Source organism: Erwinia sp. 2186 (assembly GCF_057812255.1).
Genome location: NZ_CM173824.1, coordinates 1,853,767 through 1,872,701 on the forward strand (window position 1 = coordinate 1,853,767; position 18,935 = coordinate 1,872,701).

Consider the following 18,935-nt stretch of genomic DNA (forward strand, 5'->3'; position numbering starts at 1 on the left):
CGATCCGGACATTAACGCTGTGGGACCGTCTTACGCGACCGCCACCTCTTGTTATCATTCCCTGTCAGCGGCTTACGCGCCGCGCTAATAATAAAAGAACCGGGCGAAATCTTAAAGCTTCCGCCGGTCTCATCACTGAATTTTAATCATTGCGGCCAAACAGCAAGCCAATCAGGTCATGGTAGTGCTTTTCCTGCTCCGCACCGGAAGCCAGCTCAAGGCGTCTTAACAGCTTTGAGCAGATCGCTTTGCGATTTAACGTTCCGCCTGCGCGAAGGATCTCCACGACGACCTGTCCGAGGGTCTCCTGCTGTGAGGGCAGCGACGCCTCGCTAAAGTAGCGGCTGATTTCGGCATCATTCTGAGGATTTTGGCCGTGCTGACGCATATGAAGAGTCCTGTATCTGTTAAGTTTAAAATATGTGCAGCTTTTATGACGCTGAAGTTATACAAGTTTTCAGTATGTGTACAGCAATTGTGATAAACAGCACTTCGGTTTTTTTTGCAAAAAGTGCTAGACTTTATTTTTCATAGGGTTGCTAGCGTTCAGCAAAGGGCATTTGAGGGCGTTTACCGCGGTGTGGGGCTCAGACAGATTGTACAACGGGGGGAAGTTGTACCGGATGCCCGGCCAGGCGGCCGGGCGGGGTTCAGCCGTCAGAAACTAGTCTTCGTCCTGATACTGCGTGAGACGGATGGCGTCTTCACGGTGGGGATGACGAGTATTTGCCTGTCCGGTAGCCTCTGCCAGCCAGTCCTGGTGATTATTGTCTGGATAACTGCTTTTCCTGCGGCTCAGCAGCCAGCGGCGAGCAGACCAGATGGCAAGTAACCGGTCATCATCTTCTTCAACGTTACCCATCACATTTAGCTCGTCGAGCAGGGCAGTGGTCGTGATATCTTTCCGGTTGAAGAGAAGGCTTACTGCAGCTTCGCCAATCATAAGTTCATGCGTTTCATCTTCATTGGAAATAGACAAAATTACCTCCGGGATAAATATAAATTGCAAGCCAACTTAGTGAAGCAATTTAAATATAGAAGCCAATGCCACATAAATCCAACGCGCGGACTGTAATGCGGCCTGTTATATTGAAAGGTAAAATATATTGAACTTTATTACAGGTTTGCAGGGCGATGATTTATAGCCATTTTTTATCCTGATAGCGGTTTAATGACGTTGGTGATTATTAACAGGCAAGGATTAATTAAACCTATTAAGCCGTTGTTTTAAGAATATTCTGCGCTTTGTTTTTGCTCAGTTAATCGCCCGTTATGGAGTGAATTGCGCAGGCTGGCAAATTTTTCCCAGAAAAGGTAGTTGCACAAGGAAACTAAATTGCTAGCAATTTCAGTCTGTTGTCTAAGTTGCAATCAAAATGCCACTTTATGCTTGAAAGAGAGTAGGGCGGATTCAGTATAATTCGCACTCTTTTTTAGGGATGATTTTATGTACACAGCCAAATATTACTATGCCAGTTCCGGGGACTTATCACAGTGGGAAATTCACCGCAGAAACTGCGAAAGGATTATGCCCAAAACCCGGATTTTCCTCGGCACCCTTTATACCGATCATCAGGCACTGATGGTGGCCAGACAACGTGTACCCGCTGCGGATTATTGCCGCCTGTGTACCGGCTCTGAGACAGGCAGTTAAACTTAACCTCATCATTTGATACAGCTTTTATTAACGGTCTTCTCATCCGGCTGGTGCGCTTCGTAAGATGCCGTATGAGTAAGGCCCTGTCGTAATTCACAGTAACTTCCACGTCCCACAAAAATATTTTCCTGCCGCAATATCCAATTTCACATCTTCATCTATTTTTAAAAAGTCAGTCTGTTCTCTGTAACAGGCTCTATCAGCGGGTCTTCAGTGTTCTGTCTCCGACAGAGCGTGAATAAGGAAAATTTTATGACTACGCAGGATCTGTTAATTCTTACGGCAGTGGTAATGGCAATTCTGTTCAGCGTGAGTTTTGCCATACGCCGTCCAGGCATCAACGAAAGTGAACGGCGCGTGGCCGAAGTCGAAAGCATGACAACGGAGTGCAGGCAAATCCTGAAGGGCGTGATCGGCTACATTGATGCGTTGATTGTCACGCTTGAGTCTCGTTGCCCGCCAGTTGCGTCGCAAGGGAGGGTAAACGCCGCTGAACTGCAGCACTGGCTGAAGCGGGTGGATGAAAGCCCGGTGAAATTATCTGATGAGCAGATCGGCAGATGTGAATTCCTCCTGAGCGAGCATTTCCCGGATGAATGGCTGGCATGGCAAATTCATATCCTTTCCCTGCAGCTGGACGTGTCGACCTTCTTTCTTACACCGGAACCCGGACGCGCGGTGGAGTCATTAGCGGCTGGACGGACGGTCAGCGAGATCCGCGCCTTTACAGAGTCGCTGAGAAAACAGCGGCAACTACTGGATGCCTATCAACAGCACCTCCGGGATTCACTGGCAGAAGAAGTTGGGTTGAGCGGAAGCGTGATGCAGGCCAGCGGCAGGCCGGTCATTTAACCCGCCGGGGCGTTATATTTTCGTCAGTGTGACGCCCTGAACCTGCCTGTATATGATTGCGTGCTGGCCGAAAAACAGCTCTCCTCCTTGTTTCACTTAGTCATCTCTTATTTATCAGTCATCTCTGGCCCTAATCAGGCTTGCTGCACAGCAATCTCGGTCAGTTTTTCATCCGTAGCCCGCTCTTCTGCCAGCGTTTCACCCAACAGTTTCGCGGCATCTTTATAGCCCAGCTTGAGGGCAAGGGCCTGCAATGTGCCATAAGCTGCCATTTCATAATGCTCAACCTTTTGAGCGGCACCAATCAGGCCGGCATCGCGAACCGGGCCGGCTTCTACGGAGTCGATAATTTCCTGAGCTTCTTCGGCCAGGCCTTCCAGGGCATGGCATTTCATCCTTTTGATATGCACGCCGTCTGTGGCTTCAACCAGCTGATCGATGCGTTCAATTTGACCGCGTGTTTCTTCCAAATGTTGTTTAAAAGCAGCAACAAGTTTCTCATCGGTGGCGGCACGCGCCATTTTTGGCAGTGCACGGGTAATCTGTTTTTCAGCACTATAAATATCCGATAAATCATGAATAAACAGATCTTCAAGCGTTTTAATTGTCATATTGATTCCAGTAATAAATAAATTAAACAGGATGTACACAATAAAGCGTAGCTGAATAAAGACCATTGCCACGTGTCTGTCCGTTTATTTTTCATTACTGCAAAAAACGAAGAGGAAAATAAAAAATTCTTGCTAAAAATTAAAAGTGATTTATGGAATATTATTATGCAGCCTTATGAAATAACGACATAAAAAATTCATCAACGGCCTGCACATCATCGCCTGAAAACCCCTTCGCCAGAACAGCCCGATTTCTCGGGCTGAATGACAGTGGCTTAGTGAACCTGCAACAACGCTTCGCCGTCAATCATGGCTAAGCCATGACGGGTGCGGATAAAGCGCGGGGCCTTAAGATCGTCAGCCAGTACGTGCAGCATATCGTAGAGCATTTCGATCAGCTGGTCTGACAGATCCGTCGGCTGCTGCTGGCTAAGCAACACCAGCGTCAGGGCCGAACAATATCCGCAGAGCGTATCCGAATCGGCCGTCAGCGGATTGACAGCGCCGCAGGGCTGACCCTCATCGACCGTTAACTGCGCAACCAGATAATCCGGCAAGGGCTGCTCTAATACCAGCTTCAGCACTTCCAGCCCGGCGAACAAACGGCCACAGAGCGCCATGCGTTCGGTGGTACTGTCATTCTCAATTAATGCGTCGACGTAACACTGGCACCGATCCAATATCTGGAACAGATCCAGCGCAGGACTTACCGGTAATTCCAGCAGTGCCGTGATTTCAAGATCAAAAATAGATGGTGTGGAAGTGAAATCATGTCGAACGTCTGTGTTACTATTCGCGTTAGCCATATTCGTTGGTCCTTAACGTGTGTGGTCAGACGCCTCGAGAGTGTTCTAAGCACTTTCGGGGCGTTGCTTTTTGTTACGCGGAAATAAGGGGTTGTGCGTAACAGAAACTATTCTCCTGTATGGATATATAGGAGTCAATGCCAAATCAACGGTAAATACTGACGCGGGAGAGTATCGTTTATTTTCTTCGAGTCGGCTCGCAAAAATAATTAAACGCGGGGTTTTGTTGCAGGATTCGTTCGACCGATCGATTAACGTCGATTTTTGCATGTCTTTTAAAAAACATAACGTTATTTTCGCTTTCAGCCATAAATGTCATTAAAGTTTAACGCAATGTAATGGATTGGGTTTTTTCAATGCGCAATATATTAACAAAAAACGGCGGGCCTCACGCCCGCATGATTCCGAATAGTGCTGTATTACGCCAACGTCACGACAATTTTTTTAAATGCCTGAGCTTTCGCTTATTCACTCCTGCTCAGCAACCCCTTCGCCGAGTCATTCGCCTGCCCGATCAAACCCTCAATATCCTTCTGCTGCATCACGCCGTCCTGCTTCACAATCTGGCCATCGACGAGAACCGTTTTGACGTTTTCCGGTCGGGCGGAATAAACAATTAACGCCGCCGGATCGCCGCCGCCAAAACCACTCATATTCAGTGCGTCAGGATCGATAATCTGAATATCCGCACGCTTACCTTGTTCAAGCGAACCGGTTTTCGCCGACAGGCCAAGCGTATCCGCGCCATGCCAGGTGGCCATCTCTAACAGCTTGCGCGGATCGGGCCGCGTTTCATCCTTCGTGGCACCACTTTCGGTCAGCGCCGCCAGCCGAAGGGTGGCAAACATATCGCCGCTGCCTGCCAGTGCATTGCCATCAATACCCAGTCCCTTACGCGTTATAGCCGAGAAATGGTCTATTCGGGTAAGCCCGTAGCCAACCCGTTGTTCACTGATTGGGGACAACGCCAGGCTGCCGCCAGCTTTTTCCAGTGCGGCAAGCTGCGAGGGCGTGGCATCGGTGGCATGCACCACGGTGACCGACGGATTGAGGTAGTGACGGTCAATCAGCGCGTTAAACATTGCCTCTGCATCGCCGCTGACGTGCACCTGGATCGGCAGGTCATGCTGGCGGGCGGCGTTGAATTCGCTGTCGCGCATCGCCCAGTTTTTCTCATCATTGAGCTGTCGCGGCAAGCGCCATCCCAAACCGAGGGTGACCCGGTCGTCCGGTTTTTGCTGTTGCGCCAGGTTCAACAGGTGACCGGTATCGATGGGTTTTTTGGTGGTCTTATCCGGGCCACCGTAATACATCACCGCGCGGATCCCCGAATCTTTCAGCGCTTTTAGCCCTGCATCGCCCCATTGCGGGCCCTTAATGTTATCGAAAAAGTCGCCGCTGCTGGTGATCCCGCCGGACAGCAGCTCAACCGCACCGGTGTACATGGCGGTATAGGTATCCGCCGGCTGCATGCGCGCGCCAAGCTGGTTGCTTACCGGGAAAAATTTGCCGTCCTGATTGCGAAACTGCCCGCGCATCGTCGTGACCCACAGATGGGAATGGGTATCCACAAAGCCGGGCAAGACATACTTGCCACGCGCATCAATCACCCGACGTCCTGCCGTGGGCAGATCCTTGCCGATTTCGGCAATCCGGTTCTGGTGGATCAGAATGTCACTCTCCGGCCGATCTGCGCTGCTGGGCTTAAGCGGCATCACATAGCCATTCTTAATCAGGATATCTTGCGGTGGCTGCGCCAACAGCGGAGTGCTGGTCAATCCTGCCATCAATGCCGCCAGTAAGCAGACTTTCATCATCACCTCTCTCATGGTTTTCAAATGGTTTAAAAATGAAATATTCATTTCATCATAGACCATCAGGGCGAGAGCCCCCCAAAAGCCAAATTCATCTGCCCGACACTTAGCCTTAACCCCGCTGTCACATTGCGCACGCACCATACCTGCATTGAAAAAGTCAGGTCGCCAGAGCATTGCCGTCTCGCGACACCGCCTCCTCCCTGTGATTGAGGATTTTTCCATGCTGAACCTGTCCAGACATCCGACCACTGTATATCAGGCGATTGCCGCCCAGCTCGAAACGGAACTCAGCAACACCTACCGCTGCGGGGAATACCTGCCTTCCGAAAAACAGCTGGCGGAGCGCTATGCCGTCAATCGCCATACGCTGCGCCGCGCGGTGGATGAGCTGGTCAATAAAGGCCTGGTACAACGGCGGCAGGGCGTTGGCATCCTGGTGCTGATGCGCCCCTACAACTATCCGCTGCATTCGCAGGCGCGCTTCAGCCAGAACCTGCTGGAGCAGGGCAGTCATCCCACCAGCGAACGTCTGCTGGCGGTGCTGCGTCCCTGCAATGCCGAAATCGCCGCCGCACTCGGCCTCGTTGAGGGCGACACGGTGATCCATCTGCGCACGCTGCGTCGGGTGAACGGCGTGCCGGTGTGCGTGATCAATCACTATCTTCCCGACCTGCGCTGGTGGCCGAGCCTGCAACAGTTCAACAGCGGATCGCTGCATGACTATATGCAACAGAACCTGTCGCTGGCGTTGTCCCGCAAGCAGACCCGCATTACCGCACGTCGCGCCCAGGCTAAGGAGAGCAAGCTGCTGGAAGTCGCGCTGCACTCGCCTTTGCTGTGCGTCCGCACGCTTAACACCACCGGCGAGCAGCAACTGGCGGAATACTCCGTCAGCCTGACGCGCGCCGACATGATTGAACTGACGCTGGAGCACTAAATGGATCCGATCAAGGCAAGACAGCGCTGGCTGTCGGTGCTGGCTCACTGTCAGCCCGCGCAGCTGCTGGCCCACTGGCAGCCGCTGAATCTTCATCCGCATTACGAACAACTGAGGGTGCCGGAAACCGGTCTGACCCGCCTGCAGGCCAGAATGGGCGGCACCGGTCGCCGCTTTATTGTGGGCGATACCACCGTCACCCGCGCCGTGGTGCGGCTGGATGACGGCATCTGTGGTTACAGCTACGTGATTGGCCGTAATAAAGCGCATGCCGAACTGTGCGCAGTACTGGATGCCCTGCTGCAACAGAGCAGCAGCGCCGAACGGATCCAGCAACAGATCATCGCGCCTCTGGCCGCCGCCCGCCAGGAGCTTCTGACCCAGCGTGCCCGCGAAATCGCCAGCAGCCGCGTCGACTTCTTTACCCTTGTCCGGGGAGATAATTAATGACCTTACTTGCCAGCTTTACCCATCCGGTTGCCGATTCCCAGCGGGCATTTCGCCGTATCCTGAAAGCCATGAGCGAGCCGGGCGTGATGGTCTCGTTGCCGCAGCTGCCGGCCTGGGGACGGGTATCTTCCGCCGCCACCGCGGTGCTGATGACGCTGGTCGACCGCGAAACGCCGGTTTACCTCGACAGCACCCTGAATGACGAGGCGCTGCTGACCAATCTGCGCTTCCATACCGGCGCGCCGGTAACCGAACAGACCGATGCGCCTTTTGCGCTGCTGCATGCCAAATCCGATACCGCGATTGGGCAGTTTTCGGCAGGGAATAACGTTTCGCCGGAGAAAAGCACCACGGTGATTATCGAAGTGCCAGGCCTGAACGGCGGGCTGACGCTGCGCCTCAGCGGTCCCGGCCTGCTGGAAACGCGGGCGATTGCACCGCAGCTGCCGGAAGGCGTGTTGCAGTATCTGCGCGAGCGCCCGCACTGCTTCCCGCAGGGCATCGATCTGATTTTCACCTGTGGCGAAAACATGATGGCGTTGCCACGCACCACTGACGTGAGGGTCTGCTGATGTACGTTGCCGTTAAAGGGGGCGAGAAGGCGATTGAAGCCGCCCATCAGCTGCAGGAAAACCTGCGCCGTGGCGAAGGCAAGGATGAACTGCAGTGCCAGCAGATCGACCAGCAGCTCGGGCTGGCGGTCGATCGGGTGATGACCGAAGGCGGCATCCACGATCGTGAACTGGCGGCGCTGGCGATCAAGCAGGCCTCAGGCGATTTGGTGGAAGCCATCTTCCTGCTGCGCGCCTATCGCACCACCTTGCCACGCCTGGCCGACAGCCTGCCGCTGGCCACCGAGAATATGCGGCTGGAACGTCGCATCTCCGCCGTCTACAAAGATTTGCCCGGCGGACAGGTGCTCGGCCCGACCTATGACTACACCCATCGCCTGCTGGATTTCACCCTGCTGGCAGAAGGTAAAGCGCCCGCTGCGCCGCGTGCCGAACAGCCGCTGGATGAACGCTGCGCGCATACCTTTGACCTGATGACGCGCGAAGGGCTGGCCCTGCGGGAAGAGGATGACGGCAGCGAACCGGTGGATATCACCCGCGATCCGCCGTCCTATCCGTCGCCGCGTTCCGCCCGTCTGCAACAGCTGGTGCGCGGCGATGAAGGTTTCCTGCTGTCGCTGGGTTACTCGACCCAGCGCGGCTACGGACGTAATCACCCGTTTGCCGCGGAAATCCGCACCGGCTATCTGACGGTGGAGATTGCGCCGGAAGAGCTGGGCTTTTCGCTGGATATCGGCGAGATCCTGCTGACCGAATGCGAGATGGTCAACGGCTTCACCACGCCTGCCGATAAGGCACCGCACCTGACGCGCGGCTATGGCCTGGTGTTTGGCCGCGCCGAACGCAAAGCAATGGCGATGGCGCTGGTGGATCGCGCGCTGCAAACCGGCGAACACGGCGAGCGCGTGACCAGCCCGGCGCAGGACGAAGAGTTTGTGCTGTCCCACGCCGATAACGTGGAGGCGGCGGGCTTCGTCTCGCACCTTAAGCTTCCGCACTATGTTGATTTCCAGGCCGAGCTTGAGCTGCTCAACCGCCTGCGTGCCGAATACCAGGAGAAGCACCGTGACTGAACTGAGCGGTTATAACCCCGGCTACCTTGATGAACAGAGCAAACGCACTATTCGTCGGGCGATCCTGAAAGCGGTGGCCATTCCGGGCTATCAGGTGCCGTTCGGCGGCCGCGAAATGCCGATGCCCTATGGCTGGGGCACCGGCGGCATCCAGCTGACCGCCAGCATCATTGGCGAACATGATGTGCTGAAGGTGATTGATCAGGGCGCGGACGACACCACCAACGCCGTCTCGATCCGTCGCTTCTTCCAGCGGGTGAGCGGCGCGGCGACCACCGAGCGCACGGTGGATGCCACCCTGATTCAGACCCGTCACCGTATACCTGAAACGCCGCTGACCGAAGATCAGATCCTGATTTTCCAGGTGCCGATCCCGGAACCGCTGCGCTTTATCGAGCCGCGCGAAACCGAAACCCGCACCATGCACGCGCTGGAAGAGTACGGAATTATGCAGGTGAAGCTGTATGAAGATATCGCCCGCTACGGCCATATCGCCACCACCTACGCCTATCCAGTGAAGGTCAACGATCGCTATGTGATGGACCCGTCGCCAATCCCGAAATTCGACAACCCGAAGATGGACATGATGCCCGCGCTGCAGCTGTTTGGTGCCGGGCGTGAAAAGCGCATCTACGCTTTGCCGCCGTACACCAAAGTGGAAAGCCTGGACTTTGACGATCACCCGTTCACCGTGCAGAAGTGGGAAGAACCCTGCGCGATTTGCGGTTCACGGCACAGCTATCTGGACGAAGTGGTGCTCGACGATCAGGGGACCCGACTGTTTGTCTGCTCCGACACCGATTACTGCCACCAGCAACAAGAGGCACACCAAGCATGATCAGCGAACACCCCCTGCTGGCCGTTAACCAGTTAACCCACCTTTATGCGCCAGGCAAAGGCTTCCGCGACGTGTCGTTCGAGCTGTATCCCGGCGAAGTGCTGGGCATTGTCGGCGAGTCCGGCTCCGGTAAAACCACGCTGCTGAAGGCGATTTCAGCGCGCCTGGCACCGCAGCAGGGCAACATTATTTATCAGGGACAGGATCTGTACGCCTTAAGCGAGAGCGATCGCCGCCGTCTGCTGCGCACCGAATGGGGCGTGGTCCATCAGTATCCGATGGATGGCCTGCGTCCGCAGGTGTCTGCCGGGGGCAATATCGGCGAGCGGCTGATGGCCGTCGGCCAGCGCCATTACGGCAACATCCGCGAGACGGCCGGCCAGTGGCTGGAAGATGTCGAAATCCCGCTGTCGCGCATCGACGATCTGCCGGGCACCTTCTCCGGCGGCATGCAGCAGCGTCTGCAGATTGCCCGTAACCTGGTAACGCATCCGAAGCTGGTGTTTATGGATGAGCCAACCGGCGGGCTGGACGTGTCGGTGCAGGCGCGCCTGCTCGATCTGCTGCGCAGCCTGGTGCGGGATCTGAATCTGGCGGTGGTGATTGTCACCCACGATCTGGGCGTCGCGCGTCTGCTGGCCCATCGCCTGCTGGTAATGAAAGAGGGTGAGGTGGTGGAAAGCGGGCTGACCGATCGGGTGCTGGACGATCCGCATCATCCTTACACGCAGCTGCTGGTCTCTTCGGTGTTGGGTTAACTCTGGAATAAAACATGACTCTTCAACTTCGCGTCGAAAATTTGTCGAAAACCTTCGTGCTGCATAATCAGCACGGTGCCGAGCTTCCGGTTTTACAGCATGCCAGCCTGGAGGTGGCGGCGGGGGAATGCGTGGTGCTGCACGGCCATTCGGGCAGCGGGAAATCCACGCTGCTGCGTTCGCTGTACGCCAACTATTTACCGGACAGCGGTCATATCTGGGTCAGGCATCAGCAGGAATGGATCGATCTGGTCAGCGCGCCGGCGCGACAGATCCTCGCCCTGCGCCGCGACACCCTCGGCTGGGTCAGCCAGTTTTTGCGGGTGATCCCGCGCATCACCACCCTGGACGTGGTGGCGCAGCCGCTGCGGGAACGGGGAGTGGATCGTCAGGAGAGCGAGGAGCGCGCCAAAGCCCTGCTCAGCCGCCTGAATGTGCCTTCCCGCCTGTGGGGGCTGGCACCGTCAACCTTCTCGGGCGGCGAGCAGCAGCGGGTAAACATCGCCCGTGGCTTTATCGCCGATTATCCGGTGTTGCTGCTGGATGAACCGACCGCCTCGCTGGACAGTACCAACAGCGCCGCGGTGGTCAGCCTGATTGAACAAGCCCGCGATCGCGGTGCCGCCATCGTGGGCATTTTCCACGATAGCGCGGTGCGCGACCGTGTTGCCAACCGTCTGCATGTGATGAACCCTGTGACCGGGAGCGCCTTATGATCATCAATAACGTCAAATTGATTCTGGAAAATGAAGTGGTCAACGGATCGCTGGCCGGTGAAAACGGCGTGATCCGGGCCTTCTCGGACACCGCAAGCCAGCTGCCGGGCGCGATCGACGGCGAAGGCGGCTGGTTGATGCCGGGGATGGTCGAGCTGCACACCGATAACCTCGACAAATTCTTTACCCCGCGTCCGAAGGTGGACTGGCCGGCCCACTCGGCAATGAGCAGCCACGATGCGCTGATGGTCGCCAACGGCATAACCACCGTGCTGGATGCGATTGGGGTCGGCGACGTGCGTGACGGCGGCCACCGGCTGGATAATCTGGAGAAGATGATCAACGCCATTCGCTACAGCGAAAAGCACGGCCTGAATCGCGCCGAGCACCGCCTGCACCTGCGCTGCGAACTGCCGCATGACTCCACCCAGCCGTTGTTTGAGCAGCTGATGTGCACGCCGGAACTGTCGCTGGTGTCATTGATGGACCACTCGCCGGGCCAGCGACAGTACACCTCGCTGGAGAAGTATCGCGTCTATTTCCAGGGCAAATACAACCTGAGCGATACGGAAATGGATGAGTTTGAATCCAGCCAGCTGCGCTATGCCGAGCGCTGGTCGAAGCCGAACCGCGAAGGGATTTCCGCCTGGTGCCGCAAATACAATATTCCGCTGGCCAGCCATGACGACGCCACGCTGGCCCACGTTGAAGAGTCTAAGCAGGTCGGCAGCGTGATTGCGGAATTCCCGACCACCGAAGAGGCGGCAAGAGCCTCCCGCGAGCAGGGATTGCAGGTGCTGATGGGCGCGCCGAACATCGTGCGTGGCGGATCGCATTCCGGCAACGTGGCCGCGCATCAGCTGGCGGCGCTGGGGCTGCTGGATATTCTCTCCTCCGATTACTATCCGGCCAGCCTGCTGGATGCGGCCTTCCGTATCGCCAACGATGCGGATAATGGCTACGACCTGCCGGCGGCCATTGCGCTGGTGACCCGCAATCCGGCCCGTGCAATTGGCCTTCACGATCGCGGGGTGATTGCCGAAGGGAAGCGCGCCGACCTGGTGCTGGTTAAGCAGCATAACCAGCAGGTTTACGTGCGCTCGGTGTGGGCGAAAGGCAAGGCCGTTTACTGATGGCCAGGCTGATCTGGCTGATGGGCGCGTCAGGATCGGGCAAGGACAGCCTGCTTGATGCGCTGCGGGAAACGGCTCCCGCCGGGGTGCTGGTGGCCCATCGCTACATCACCCGCGCCGCCGACGCCGGGGGCGAAAACCATGTCGCCCTCAGCGAGGCCGAGTTCAGCCGGCGGCGAGAGAGCGGGCTGTTTGCCATTGACTGGCAGGCGCATCAGCACAGCTATGCGCTGGGCATCGAGATCGACTTCTGGCTATCGCAGGGGCTGGATGTGGTGGTGAACGGTTCACGGCTGCATCTGCCGGCCGTTGAACGGCGTTATGGCGCGCAGCTGCTGCCGGTCTGTTTGCAGGTCTCGCCTGAGGTGCTGGCCCAGCGTCTGCGTCAGCGGGGCAGGGAGAGCGAAGAGCAGATTGCCCTTCGGCTGCGCCGCGCAGTGGAAGGAGCGCCCGCGTGCTGCACGATGCTGAATAACGACGGTCCGCTCAGCCAGACGCTGGACCATTTTCTGACGCTGCTGGCCGAGCCCACGGCGTAAACGGCCTGATGGCGCTGGGGTTTTCTCTTTCACATTCCGGCGTCATGCTTTCATCATCCCGTTGTCATTAAAACGTCACCCCGTTCACCCTTAATAGGGCGCACAAGGCGTAATGCCTGACTCACTACGGGAAATATTATGGCACAGGCACTTTTAAAACCGGCTCCCGCTCCTGACGTCACACCGCTACGGGCAGCACAGAAAAAAGTTCTGGCAGTGAAGGGCCTCGGCAAAGCCTATAACGCGCAGGAACGCGTGTTGCACGACATCAATTTCGATCTGCACGCCGGTGAGCTGGTGGCGGTGGTTGGCCGTTCCGGCGCGGGGAAATCCACCTTGCTGCACGTGCTGAACGGCACCTTACCGGCCACGGACGGTGAAATTCTTAATTACCGCGACGGCGGTCAGCAGCAGAACATCGTTGAGCTGAATGCGCGCCAGATGCGCGAATGGCGCAGCGAATGCGGGATGATTTTCCAGGACTTCTGCCTGGTTCCGCGCCTCGATGTGCTCACCAATGTCCTGCTTGGCCGTCTCAGCCAGACCTCTACCCTGAAATCCTTCTTCAAAGTGTTCCCGGATGCGGATCGTGCCCGTGCGATTGGCCTGCTGGAGTGGCTGAATATGCTGCCGCAGGCGCTGCAACGCGCCGAGAACCTGTCCGGCGGACAGATGCAGCGCGTGGCGATTTGCCGTGCGCTGATGCAAAACCCAAAGATTCTGCTGGCCGACGAACCGGTCGCTTCCCTCGATCCAAAAAACACCCGCCGCATTATGGATGTGTTGCGTCAGGTGAGCGACAACGGCATCAGCGTAATGGTCAACCTGCATTCGGTTGAGCTGGTGAAAGAGTACTGCACCCGCGCCATTGGCATTGCCAAAGGGCGCATTGTGTTTGACGGGCATCCGTCGCAGTTAACAGAAGATCTTCTCCATACGCTGTATGGCGAAGAGATGACGCAACTTAACTAAGACCTTTTTGGGATACGGACTCAGCAATGAAAAAATTATTTTTATCGGCAGTACTGGCCAGCGTGATGGCGTCTGGCGTTGCTCAGGCTGCCACGCCAAAGGAACTGAACTTAGGCATTTTGGGTGGTCAGAACGCCACGCAGCAGATTGGTGATAACCAGTGCGTGAAGGATTTCTTTGATAAAGAGCTGGGTACCGATACCAGGCTGCGCAACTCTTCCGACTACTCTGGCGTGATCCAGGGCCTGCTGGGCGGCAAAGTGGATATGGTGCTGAGCATGTCACCGTCGTCTTATGCTTCGGTGTACATCAACGATCCGAAAGCGGTGGACGTGGTCGGCATCGCGGCGGACGACACCGACAAGTCAACCGGTTACCACTCGGTGGTGATCGTCAAGGCCGACAGCCCGTACAAAAAACTGTCCGACCTGAAGGGTAAATCGTTCGGCATGGCCGATCCGGATTCCACCTCTGGCTTCCTGATCCCGAACCAGGCGTTCAAGAAAGAGTTTGGCGGCAGCGTGGATGATAAGTACAACGGCTTCTTCAAAAGCGTGACCTTCTCCGGTGGCCATGAGCAGGACGTGTTAGGCGTGCTGAACGGCCAGTTCGAAGGCGCGGTGACCTGGGCGTCAATGATCGGTGATTACAACACCGGTTACACCAGCGGCGCGTTCACCCGCATGATCCGCATGGATCACCCGGACCTGATGAAGCAAATCCGCATTATCTGGGAATCGCCGTTGATTCCTAACGGCCCAATCCTGGTGAGCAACAAGCTGGATCCGGAGTTCAAAGCCAAACTGATTACCGCCATTAAGAAGCTGGATACCAGCAACCACAGCTGCTTTATCAAGGCGATGGGCGGCACGCAGCACATTGCGCCAGCCACCGTGGCTGACTACAAAAACATCATCGATATGAAACGCGAGCTGACCAAGGGCGCGCGTTAAGCTGTCACTGCGGACAACGCCCTGTGCTGTGAGCAGGGCGTTGCCACAAGAGAGTTCCGTATGCAAAACACTGAGTTCGAGCGCTATTATCAGCAGATCCGTGGCAGGCAAAAACGCGATACGGTGCTCTGGTCACTGGTTCTGTTGGCACTTTATCTGGCTTCCGGCACCCTTTCTGAGTTCAGCCTGACCACCGTCTGGTCGTCCCTTCCGCATTTCTTCGATTATCTGGCCGAAACCGTCCCCGTTCTGCACTGGAAGCTGCTGTTTGCCAATGGGCACACGGAGGGATCGCTGGCGTACTGGGGTTACCGTCTGCACATTCAGCTGCCGTTAATCTGGGAGACGCTGAATCTGGCGTTAGCAGCCACCATCCTGTCGGTGATTGTCGCGGTGATCCTCGCCTTTCTGGCGGCGGATAATACCCAGTCGCCGGTTGCGGTGCGCTATGCCATCCGCACGGCGGTGGCCTTCTTACGTACCATGCCGGAGCTGGCGTGGGCGGTGATGTTTGTGATGGCCTTTGGCATTGGGGTGATCCCCGGCTTTATGGCGCTGGCACTGCACACCATCGGCAGTCTGACCAAGCTGTTTTATGAAGCGATTGAGAGTGCGTCCGACAAGCCGGGGCGCGGGCTGGCGTCCTGTGGTGCCGGGCCGTTGCAGAGAATGCGCTTTGCTCTGTGGCCACAGGTGAAACCGGTGTTTCTGTCGTACAGCTTTATGCGTCTTGAGGTGAATTTCCGTCAGTCGACCATTCTGGGGCTGGTGGGTGCCGGCGGCATAGGCCAGGAGCTGATGACCAATATCAAACTGGATCGTTACGATCAGGTGAGCATGACCATGCTGTTGATTATCGTGGTGGTGTCGTTACTGGATACGCTCTCCGGGCGGTTACGCCGCTGGGTGGTTGAGGGGAAAGCAGCATGATTGCATTAGCCGGCTCAGAGACATTGCACCGCCTGAAAGCGCAGCACAGCGAGCTGTTTTCTGTTCAGCGCCGTTATTTGCGCCGGACAGGGATGGTGGCGGCGTGCATTCTGGCTTACTACATTTTCTTTTTTAACATGTTCGGCATTAGCTGGGCGCAGATCTCCGCCGGTTCGCTGCAAATCAGCCGTTATTTCCTGCGGATGTTTGTCTGGCATGACGTGGCCAACTGGCCGTTCGCCTATTACTTCAACCAGATTTTCATCACCCTGGCGATCGTGTTTGCCGGCACCCTCACCGCCACGCTGGTGGCGTTACCGGTGTCGTTCCTTGCGGCGCGTAATGTGATGTCATCGAAGCCGCTGCGGCCGGTGGCGCTGGTGGTCAGGCGTGTACTGGATATTATGCGCGGCATTGATATGGCGATTTGGGGACTGATTTTTGTCCGCGCCGTCGGGATGGGGCCGTTGGCCGGGGTGCTGGCGATTGTGATGCAGGATGTCGGGTTGTTGGGCAAGCTGTATGCGGAAGGGCACGAAGCGGTCGAGCGCTCGCCGGGCAGGGGATTGAATGCGGTGGGCGCGAACGCGTTGCAGAAGCACCGCTACGCGATTTTCACCCAGTCTTTCCCGGCGTTTCTGGCATTGAGTCTGTATCAGATTGAGTCGAACACCCGTTCAGCGGCGGTATTAGGCTTTGTCGGGGCAGGCGGCGTGGGTCTGGTGTATGCCGAGAATATGCGTTTATGGAACTGGGATGTGGTGATGTTTATCACCCTGATTTTGGTGGTGATCGTGATGGCGATGGATTACGTGTCTGCCAAATTGCGTAAGCGCTATATCACCGGCAAAGCGATTCCGTTGTTTGGTCAGGAATAAGGGTCGGGATAAAAGGGATGCCGCAACCCTGCGGCATACACCCGGCCAACGCGCCCTGTGCTACCACCTTTTAGGCTTCGGTGCCTGATAGTTATTTAACCTTGAGCAGGCTCAGCGCGTTTTTTTTGAAATGTGCTGTGAGGAAATCGACTAATACCCGGATCTTAGGTGAAGCATGTTGACTCGCAGGCCATAAGATATGAAAAGTGCCCTGCCAGTCGATAAACTCATCAAGTACTGAAACCAGTTCTCCCTCTGCAATTAACGCCCGTACGGCAAAATCCGGCAGCCAGGCAATCCCAAGCCCACGCAGGGCGAAACAGACACGTGTTTCGATGTTATTGCACACCATCGACACCGGCAGGGTCAGCTGTCCAGCCAGATGCAATGGCCAATTTTCTAACTTGCCGGTATGTGAAAAACGGTAGTGCAGACAACTGTGCTGTAAGAGATCGTCGGGAGATTGCGGCAGGCCTTTCTCCAACAGATAAGCCGGAGACGCAACCAGCACACTGCCAAAATACCCAAGCCGCCTGGCGGACAGGCGCGAATCTGCGGGTTCTCCCATGCGGATCACCGCATCAAAACCTTCCTGGATGACGTCTACCAAATTATCAGTGAAGTCCAGATCGAGGCTGATTTCTGGATACTGGCGCATAAAATCACCGAGCACGGGCAGCATTAATGAGCTGACCAGTGGCAGACTGATCCGCAGCCTGCCGGAGGGGTTGCTTCTGGCCTGTGATAGCTCCAGGTGCGCCGCTTCAATTTCCGCGATAATACGCCTGCATCGCGCCAGGAAGAGCAGTCCTTCAGCGGTCAGCGTGATACTTCGGGTGCTTCTGTGGAACAACCGCACGCCCAGTTTTTCCTCAAGCCGGGCTACATTTTTCCCCACTGCCGAGGCAGAAAGTCCAAGCAGGCGCCCGGCACTGACAAAGCTCCGCGTTTCCGCTACCTGCACAAATACGTCGATGCCACTCAGACTTTCCATTACGCCATCCATTCAAGAAATATATTCCGGAGTAAAGGGAACTATACCCTGGTTTTTCTTTAATAAAGGCACGGATAAGGTAACGGCCTCTTTGGCAACGCGTGGAAAAACCTTATGGATACGATTACTCACCGGCTAAACGGTGGTGATGCGCTAGCAAATGTCGTTAAACAGGCAATTGAACGGCAGCATTTGACGGGGATTGTGTTACTTATTTCTCGCAAAAAAACCGCGGTATATGCGGGATGAAAACTTACGCGATTCAACAAAACAGGGCTGACAAACTGCCCCTCTCTCCCCTCTGCGCACTGGCCCTCGCCGGTTTTATTACTATTCTTACCGAGGCATTACCTGCCGGCATGCTGCCTCAGATTGGTCACAGTCTGGCTATTTCAAATTCACTCGCCGGGCAATTGGTTTCAGTCTATGCGCTGGGTTCTCTGCTGGCGGCCATTCCACTGATGCTTGCCACGCAAAGCCTGCGTCGAAGGCCGTTACTTCTTTTTGCGGTTGGCGGCTTCGCGTTGGCCAATACGGTCACTGCATTTTCAGCCAGTTACTGGCTGACGCTGACCGCCAGGTTTATTGCAGGCGTCTCGGCAGGGCTGCTGTGGGCATTGATAGCCGGTTATGCCGCCCGTCTGGTGCAGGATGCGCTTAAAGGCCGGGCCATCGCGCTGGCGATGGTTGGCACACCTCTCGCTCTGTCAGTGGGCATTCCATTGGGGAGCTGGCTCAGTGAATACATTGGATGGCGTAATTGTTTTTATATCATCAGCGGCATGACGCTCTTTTTGATGGGATGGATCCAGTTCAGCGTGCCGGACTTTCCCGGTCAGGCCGCGACAAAACGGTTGTCGTTAAGGCGTGTTTTTTTGGCACCGGGCATCCGACCTGTTCTTGCCGCCACGCTGATATTTGTTCTTGCGCACAACATTATTTATACCTACATCGCTCCCCTGCTACAAAAGCTGAACATGGGCAACAATATCAGCGCGATTCTCTTGGTGTTTGGTCTCGCTTCGATCGTCGGCATTTGGGGTGTTGGGCTGATGATTGACCGGTGGCTCGGTCAATTAACGCTAGCCGCCACGGCGCTGTTTGCGTTCGCTATGCTGATACTGGCAATGGGAACACCAGCCCTGGTATTCATCGCCACCGCCGGTTGGGGGCTGGCATTTGGTGGCGCGGCAACGCTGTTCCAGACCGCGGTAGCAAAAACGGCCGGTGAAGCCGCCGATGTCGCCCAGTCGATGCTGGTAACCGCCTGGAATCTTGCCATTGCCGGAGGCGGACTGGTGGGCGCGGGGCTGTTGAACTTAACAGGAGTAAGAGGGTTTTCATCCTTGTTGATCCTCTTATTGTTCTTTACCTGGCTGATTATCTGGTCAGCGCGGCGGTCTGGCTTTTCTTCACACCCAGGGAGCTGATTAACCCCAAAGGGTTGAT

General features: G+C 56.1%; 23 protein-coding genes. 17 read left to right on the forward strand and 6 right to left on the reverse strand.

The window, feature by feature from the left end:
- Positions 1–142: 142 nt before the first annotated feature.
- Both ycgZ and ACXKZG_RS08435 read right to left on the reverse strand, forming a co-directional pair.
- Positions 143–388, reverse strand: coding sequence for a regulatory protein YcgZ (ycgZ, locus tag ACXKZG_RS08430; protein ID WP_134824451.1), 246 nt, complete (start codon positions 386–388; stop codon positions 143–145).
- 276 nt (positions 389–664) lie between these two features.
- Positions 665–979, reverse strand: coding sequence for a hypothetical protein (locus tag ACXKZG_RS08435; protein ID WP_105759972.1), 315 nt, complete (start codon positions 977–979; stop codon positions 665–667).
- A 549-nt stretch (positions 980–1,528) separates the two neighbouring features.
- Here ACXKZG_RS08435 and ACXKZG_RS08440 point away from each other — a divergent pair.
- Entirely contained in the window at positions 1,529–1,654 is a 126-nt protein-coding gene (locus tag ACXKZG_RS08440; RefSeq protein ID WP_488876005.1) for a hypothetical protein, read from the forward strand.
- 255 nt (positions 1,655–1,909) lie between these two features.
- Positions 1,910–2,509: a hypothetical protein gene (locus tag ACXKZG_RS08445; protein ID WP_488876006.1), complete on the forward strand. Its 600-nt coding sequence runs from the start codon at positions 1,910–1,912 to the stop codon at positions 2,507–2,509.
- Between the two features lie 134 nt (positions 2,510–2,643).
- On the opposite strand, the gene ACXKZG_RS08450 is transcribed toward ACXKZG_RS08445, so the two are convergent.
- The 3 genes from ACXKZG_RS08450 to ACXKZG_RS08460 form a co-directional block, all read right to left on the reverse strand.
- Positions 2,644–3,120 carry a YciE/YciF ferroxidase family protein gene (locus tag ACXKZG_RS08450; RefSeq protein ID WP_013202778.1) on the reverse strand — a complete coding sequence of 159 codons (477 nt, stop codon included), beginning with the start codon at positions 3,118–3,120 and terminating at the stop codon, positions 2,644–2,646.
- A gap of 275 nt (positions 3,121–3,395) precedes the next feature.
- On the reverse strand, positions 3,396–3,926 hold the full coding sequence (locus ACXKZG_RS08455; protein WP_105759969.1) for a hypothetical protein: 531 nt from the start codon (positions 3,924–3,926) through the stop codon (positions 3,396–3,398).
- 464 nt (positions 3,927–4,390) lie between these two features.
- The gene (locus ACXKZG_RS08460; protein ID WP_488876007.1) at positions 4,391–5,788 is read right to left on the reverse strand and encodes an amidohydrolase family protein; all 1,398 of its coding nucleotides are present in this window, start codon (positions 5,786–5,788) and stop codon (positions 4,391–4,393) included.
- 175 nt (positions 5,789–5,963) lie between these two features.
- Between ACXKZG_RS08460 and phnF the strand changes: the two genes are divergently transcribed.
- From phnF to phnE (ACXKZG_RS08525), 13 genes are all read left to right on the forward strand, one after another.
- The gene (phnF, locus tag ACXKZG_RS08465) at positions 5,964–6,680 is read left to right on the forward strand and encodes a phosphonate metabolism transcriptional regulator PhnF (RefSeq protein WP_173585455.1); all 717 of its coding nucleotides are present in this window, start codon (positions 5,964–5,966) and stop codon (positions 6,678–6,680) included.
- On the forward strand, positions 6,681–7,127 hold the full coding sequence (gene phnG, locus ACXKZG_RS08470) for a phosphonate C-P lyase system protein PhnG (RefSeq protein ID WP_013202773.1): 447 nt from the start codon (positions 6,681–6,683) through the stop codon (positions 7,125–7,127).
- Positions 7,127–7,702: a phosphonate C-P lyase system protein PhnH gene (phnH, locus tag ACXKZG_RS08475; protein WP_488876008.1), complete on the forward strand. Its 576-nt coding sequence runs from the start codon at positions 7,127–7,129 to the stop codon at positions 7,700–7,702. The genes phnG and phnH overlap by 1 nt, the downstream gene beginning before the upstream one ends.
- Positions 7,702–8,775 carry a carbon-phosphorus lyase complex subunit gene (locus tag ACXKZG_RS08480; protein ID WP_013202771.1) on the forward strand — a complete coding sequence of 358 codons (1,074 nt, stop codon included), beginning with the start codon at positions 7,702–7,704 and terminating at the stop codon, positions 8,773–8,775. Before phnH ends, ACXKZG_RS08480 begins: the two co-directional genes overlap by 1 nt.
- Positions 8,768–9,613 carry an alpha-D-ribose 1-methylphosphonate 5-phosphate C-P-lyase PhnJ gene (locus ACXKZG_RS08485; protein ID WP_013202770.1) on the forward strand — a complete coding sequence of 282 codons (846 nt, stop codon included), beginning with the start codon at positions 8,768–8,770 and terminating at the stop codon, positions 9,611–9,613. The genes ACXKZG_RS08480 and ACXKZG_RS08485 overlap by 8 nt, the downstream gene beginning before the upstream one ends.
- Entirely contained in the window at positions 9,610–10,371 is a 762-nt protein-coding gene (phnK, locus tag ACXKZG_RS08490) for a phosphonate C-P lyase system protein PhnK (RefSeq protein WP_053142301.1), read from the forward strand. The genes ACXKZG_RS08485 and phnK overlap by 4 nt, the downstream gene beginning before the upstream one ends.
- Before the next feature lie 14 nt (positions 10,372–10,385).
- Entirely contained in the window at positions 10,386–11,087 is a 702-nt protein-coding gene (gene phnL, locus ACXKZG_RS08495) for a phosphonate C-P lyase system protein PhnL (RefSeq protein ID WP_346597678.1), read from the forward strand.
- On the forward strand, positions 11,084–12,220 hold the full coding sequence (gene phnM, locus ACXKZG_RS08500) for an alpha-D-ribose 1-methylphosphonate 5-triphosphate diphosphatase (protein WP_488876009.1): 1,137 nt from the start codon (positions 11,084–11,086) through the stop codon (positions 12,218–12,220). Before phnL ends, phnM begins: the two co-directional genes overlap by 4 nt.
- Complete coding sequence (phnN, locus tag ACXKZG_RS08505) at positions 12,220–12,759, forward strand: ribose 1,5-bisphosphokinase (RefSeq protein ID WP_488876010.1); 540 nt, start codon at positions 12,220–12,222, stop codon at positions 12,757–12,759. The genes phnM and phnN overlap by 1 nt, the downstream gene beginning before the upstream one ends.
- Positions 12,760–12,897: 138 nt before the next feature.
- Positions 12,898–13,731, forward strand: a complete 834-nt coding sequence (gene phnC, locus ACXKZG_RS08510) for a phosphonate ABC transporter ATP-binding protein (protein ID WP_346566710.1) — start codon at positions 12,898–12,900, stop codon at positions 13,729–13,731.
- A gap of 26 nt (positions 13,732–13,757) precedes the next feature.
- Positions 13,758–14,684, forward strand: a complete 927-nt coding sequence (phnD, locus tag ACXKZG_RS08515) for a phosphonate ABC transporter substrate-binding protein (RefSeq protein ID WP_053142307.1) — start codon at positions 13,758–13,760, stop codon at positions 14,682–14,684.
- 60 nt (positions 14,685–14,744) lie between these two features.
- Complete coding sequence (phnE, locus tag ACXKZG_RS08520; protein ID WP_471719945.1) at positions 14,745–15,614, forward strand: phosphonate ABC transporter, permease protein PhnE; 870 nt, start codon at positions 14,745–14,747, stop codon at positions 15,612–15,614.
- On the forward strand, positions 15,611–16,492 hold the full coding sequence (phnE, locus tag ACXKZG_RS08525) for a phosphonate ABC transporter, permease protein PhnE (RefSeq protein WP_488876011.1): 882 nt from the start codon (positions 15,611–15,613) through the stop codon (positions 16,490–16,492). Before phnE (ACXKZG_RS08520) ends, phnE (ACXKZG_RS08525) begins: the two co-directional genes overlap by 4 nt.
- A 91-nt stretch (positions 16,493–16,583) precedes the next feature.
- Here phnE (ACXKZG_RS08525) and ACXKZG_RS08530 read toward each other — a convergent pair whose 3' ends face one another.
- Entirely contained in the window at positions 16,584–17,486 is a 903-nt protein-coding gene (locus ACXKZG_RS08530) for a LysR family transcriptional regulator (RefSeq protein WP_488876012.1), read from the reverse strand.
- Between the two features lie 114 nt (positions 17,487–17,600).
- On the opposite strand from ACXKZG_RS08530, the gene ACXKZG_RS08535 reads away from it, so the two are divergent.
- Positions 17,601–17,735 carry a hypothetical protein gene (locus ACXKZG_RS08535; RefSeq protein ID WP_488876013.1) on the forward strand — a complete coding sequence of 45 codons (135 nt, stop codon included), beginning with the start codon at positions 17,601–17,603 and terminating at the stop codon, positions 17,733–17,735.
- Positions 17,732–18,916, forward strand: coding sequence for an MFS transporter (locus ACXKZG_RS08540; protein WP_488876014.1), 1,185 nt, complete (start codon positions 17,732–17,734; stop codon positions 18,914–18,916). Before ACXKZG_RS08535 ends, ACXKZG_RS08540 begins: the two co-directional genes overlap by 4 nt.
- Positions 18,917–18,935: the final 19 nt, after the last annotated feature.

Bases quoted from the DNA above. Each gene is read 5' to 3' on its own strand.
- ycgZ (WP_134824451.1), bottom strand. From the start codon at position 388: ATGCGTCAGCACGGCCAAAATCCTCAGAATGATGCCGAAATCAGCCGC.
- ACXKZG_RS08440 (WP_488876005.1), top strand. From the start codon at position 1,529: ATGCCCAAAACCCGGATTTTCCTCGGCACCCTTTATACCGATCATCAG.
- ACXKZG_RS08445 (WP_488876006.1), top strand. From the start codon at position 1,910: ATGACTACGCAGGATCTGTTAATTCTTACGGCAGTGGTAATGGCAATT.
- ACXKZG_RS08450 (WP_013202778.1), bottom strand. From the start codon at position 3,120: ATGACAATTAAAACGCTTGAAGATCTGTTTATTCATGATTTATCGGAT.
- ACXKZG_RS08455 (WP_105759969.1), bottom strand. From the start codon at position 3,926: ATGGCTAACGCGAATAGTAACACAGACGTTCGACATGATTTCACTTCC.
- ACXKZG_RS08460 (WP_488876007.1), bottom strand. From the start codon at position 5,788: ATGAATATTTCATTTTTAAACCATTTGAAAACCATGAGAGAGGTGATG.
- phnF (WP_173585455.1), top strand. From the start codon at position 5,964: ATGCTGAACCTGTCCAGACATCCGACCACTGTATATCAGGCGATTGCC.
- phnG (WP_013202773.1), top strand. From the start codon at position 6,681: ATGGATCCGATCAAGGCAAGACAGCGCTGGCTGTCGGTGCTGGCTCAC.
- phnH (WP_488876008.1), top strand. From the start codon at position 7,127: ATGACCTTACTTGCCAGCTTTACCCATCCGGTTGCCGATTCCCAGCGG.
- ACXKZG_RS08480 (WP_013202771.1), top strand. From the start codon at position 7,702: ATGTACGTTGCCGTTAAAGGGGGCGAGAAGGCGATTGAAGCCGCCCAT.
- phnK (WP_053142301.1), top strand. From the start codon at position 9,610: ATGATCAGCGAACACCCCCTGCTGGCCGTTAACCAGTTAACCCACCTT.
- phnL (WP_346597678.1), top strand. From the start codon at position 10,386: ATGACTCTTCAACTTCGCGTCGAAAATTTGTCGAAAACCTTCGTGCTG.
- phnM (WP_488876009.1), top strand. From the start codon at position 11,084: ATGATCATCAATAACGTCAAATTGATTCTGGAAAATGAAGTGGTCAAC.
- phnN (WP_488876010.1), top strand. From the start codon at position 12,220: ATGGCCAGGCTGATCTGGCTGATGGGCGCGTCAGGATCGGGCAAGGAC.
- phnC (WP_346566710.1), top strand. From the start codon at position 12,898: ATGGCACAGGCACTTTTAAAACCGGCTCCCGCTCCTGACGTCACACCG.
- phnD (WP_053142307.1), top strand. From the start codon at position 13,758: ATGAAAAAATTATTTTTATCGGCAGTACTGGCCAGCGTGATGGCGTCT.
- phnE (WP_471719945.1), top strand. From the start codon at position 14,745: ATGCAAAACACTGAGTTCGAGCGCTATTATCAGCAGATCCGTGGCAGG.
- phnE (WP_488876011.1), top strand. From the start codon at position 15,611: ATGATTGCATTAGCCGGCTCAGAGACATTGCACCGCCTGAAAGCGCAG.
- ACXKZG_RS08530 (WP_488876012.1), bottom strand. From the start codon at position 17,486: ATGGAAAGTCTGAGTGGCATCGACGTATTTGTGCAGGTAGCGGAAACG.
- ACXKZG_RS08535 (WP_488876013.1), top strand. From the start codon at position 17,601: ATGGATACGATTACTCACCGGCTAAACGGTGGTGATGCGCTAGCAAAT.
- ACXKZG_RS08540 (WP_488876014.1), top strand. From the start codon at position 17,732: ATGAAAACTTACGCGATTCAACAAAACAGGGCTGACAAACTGCCCCTC.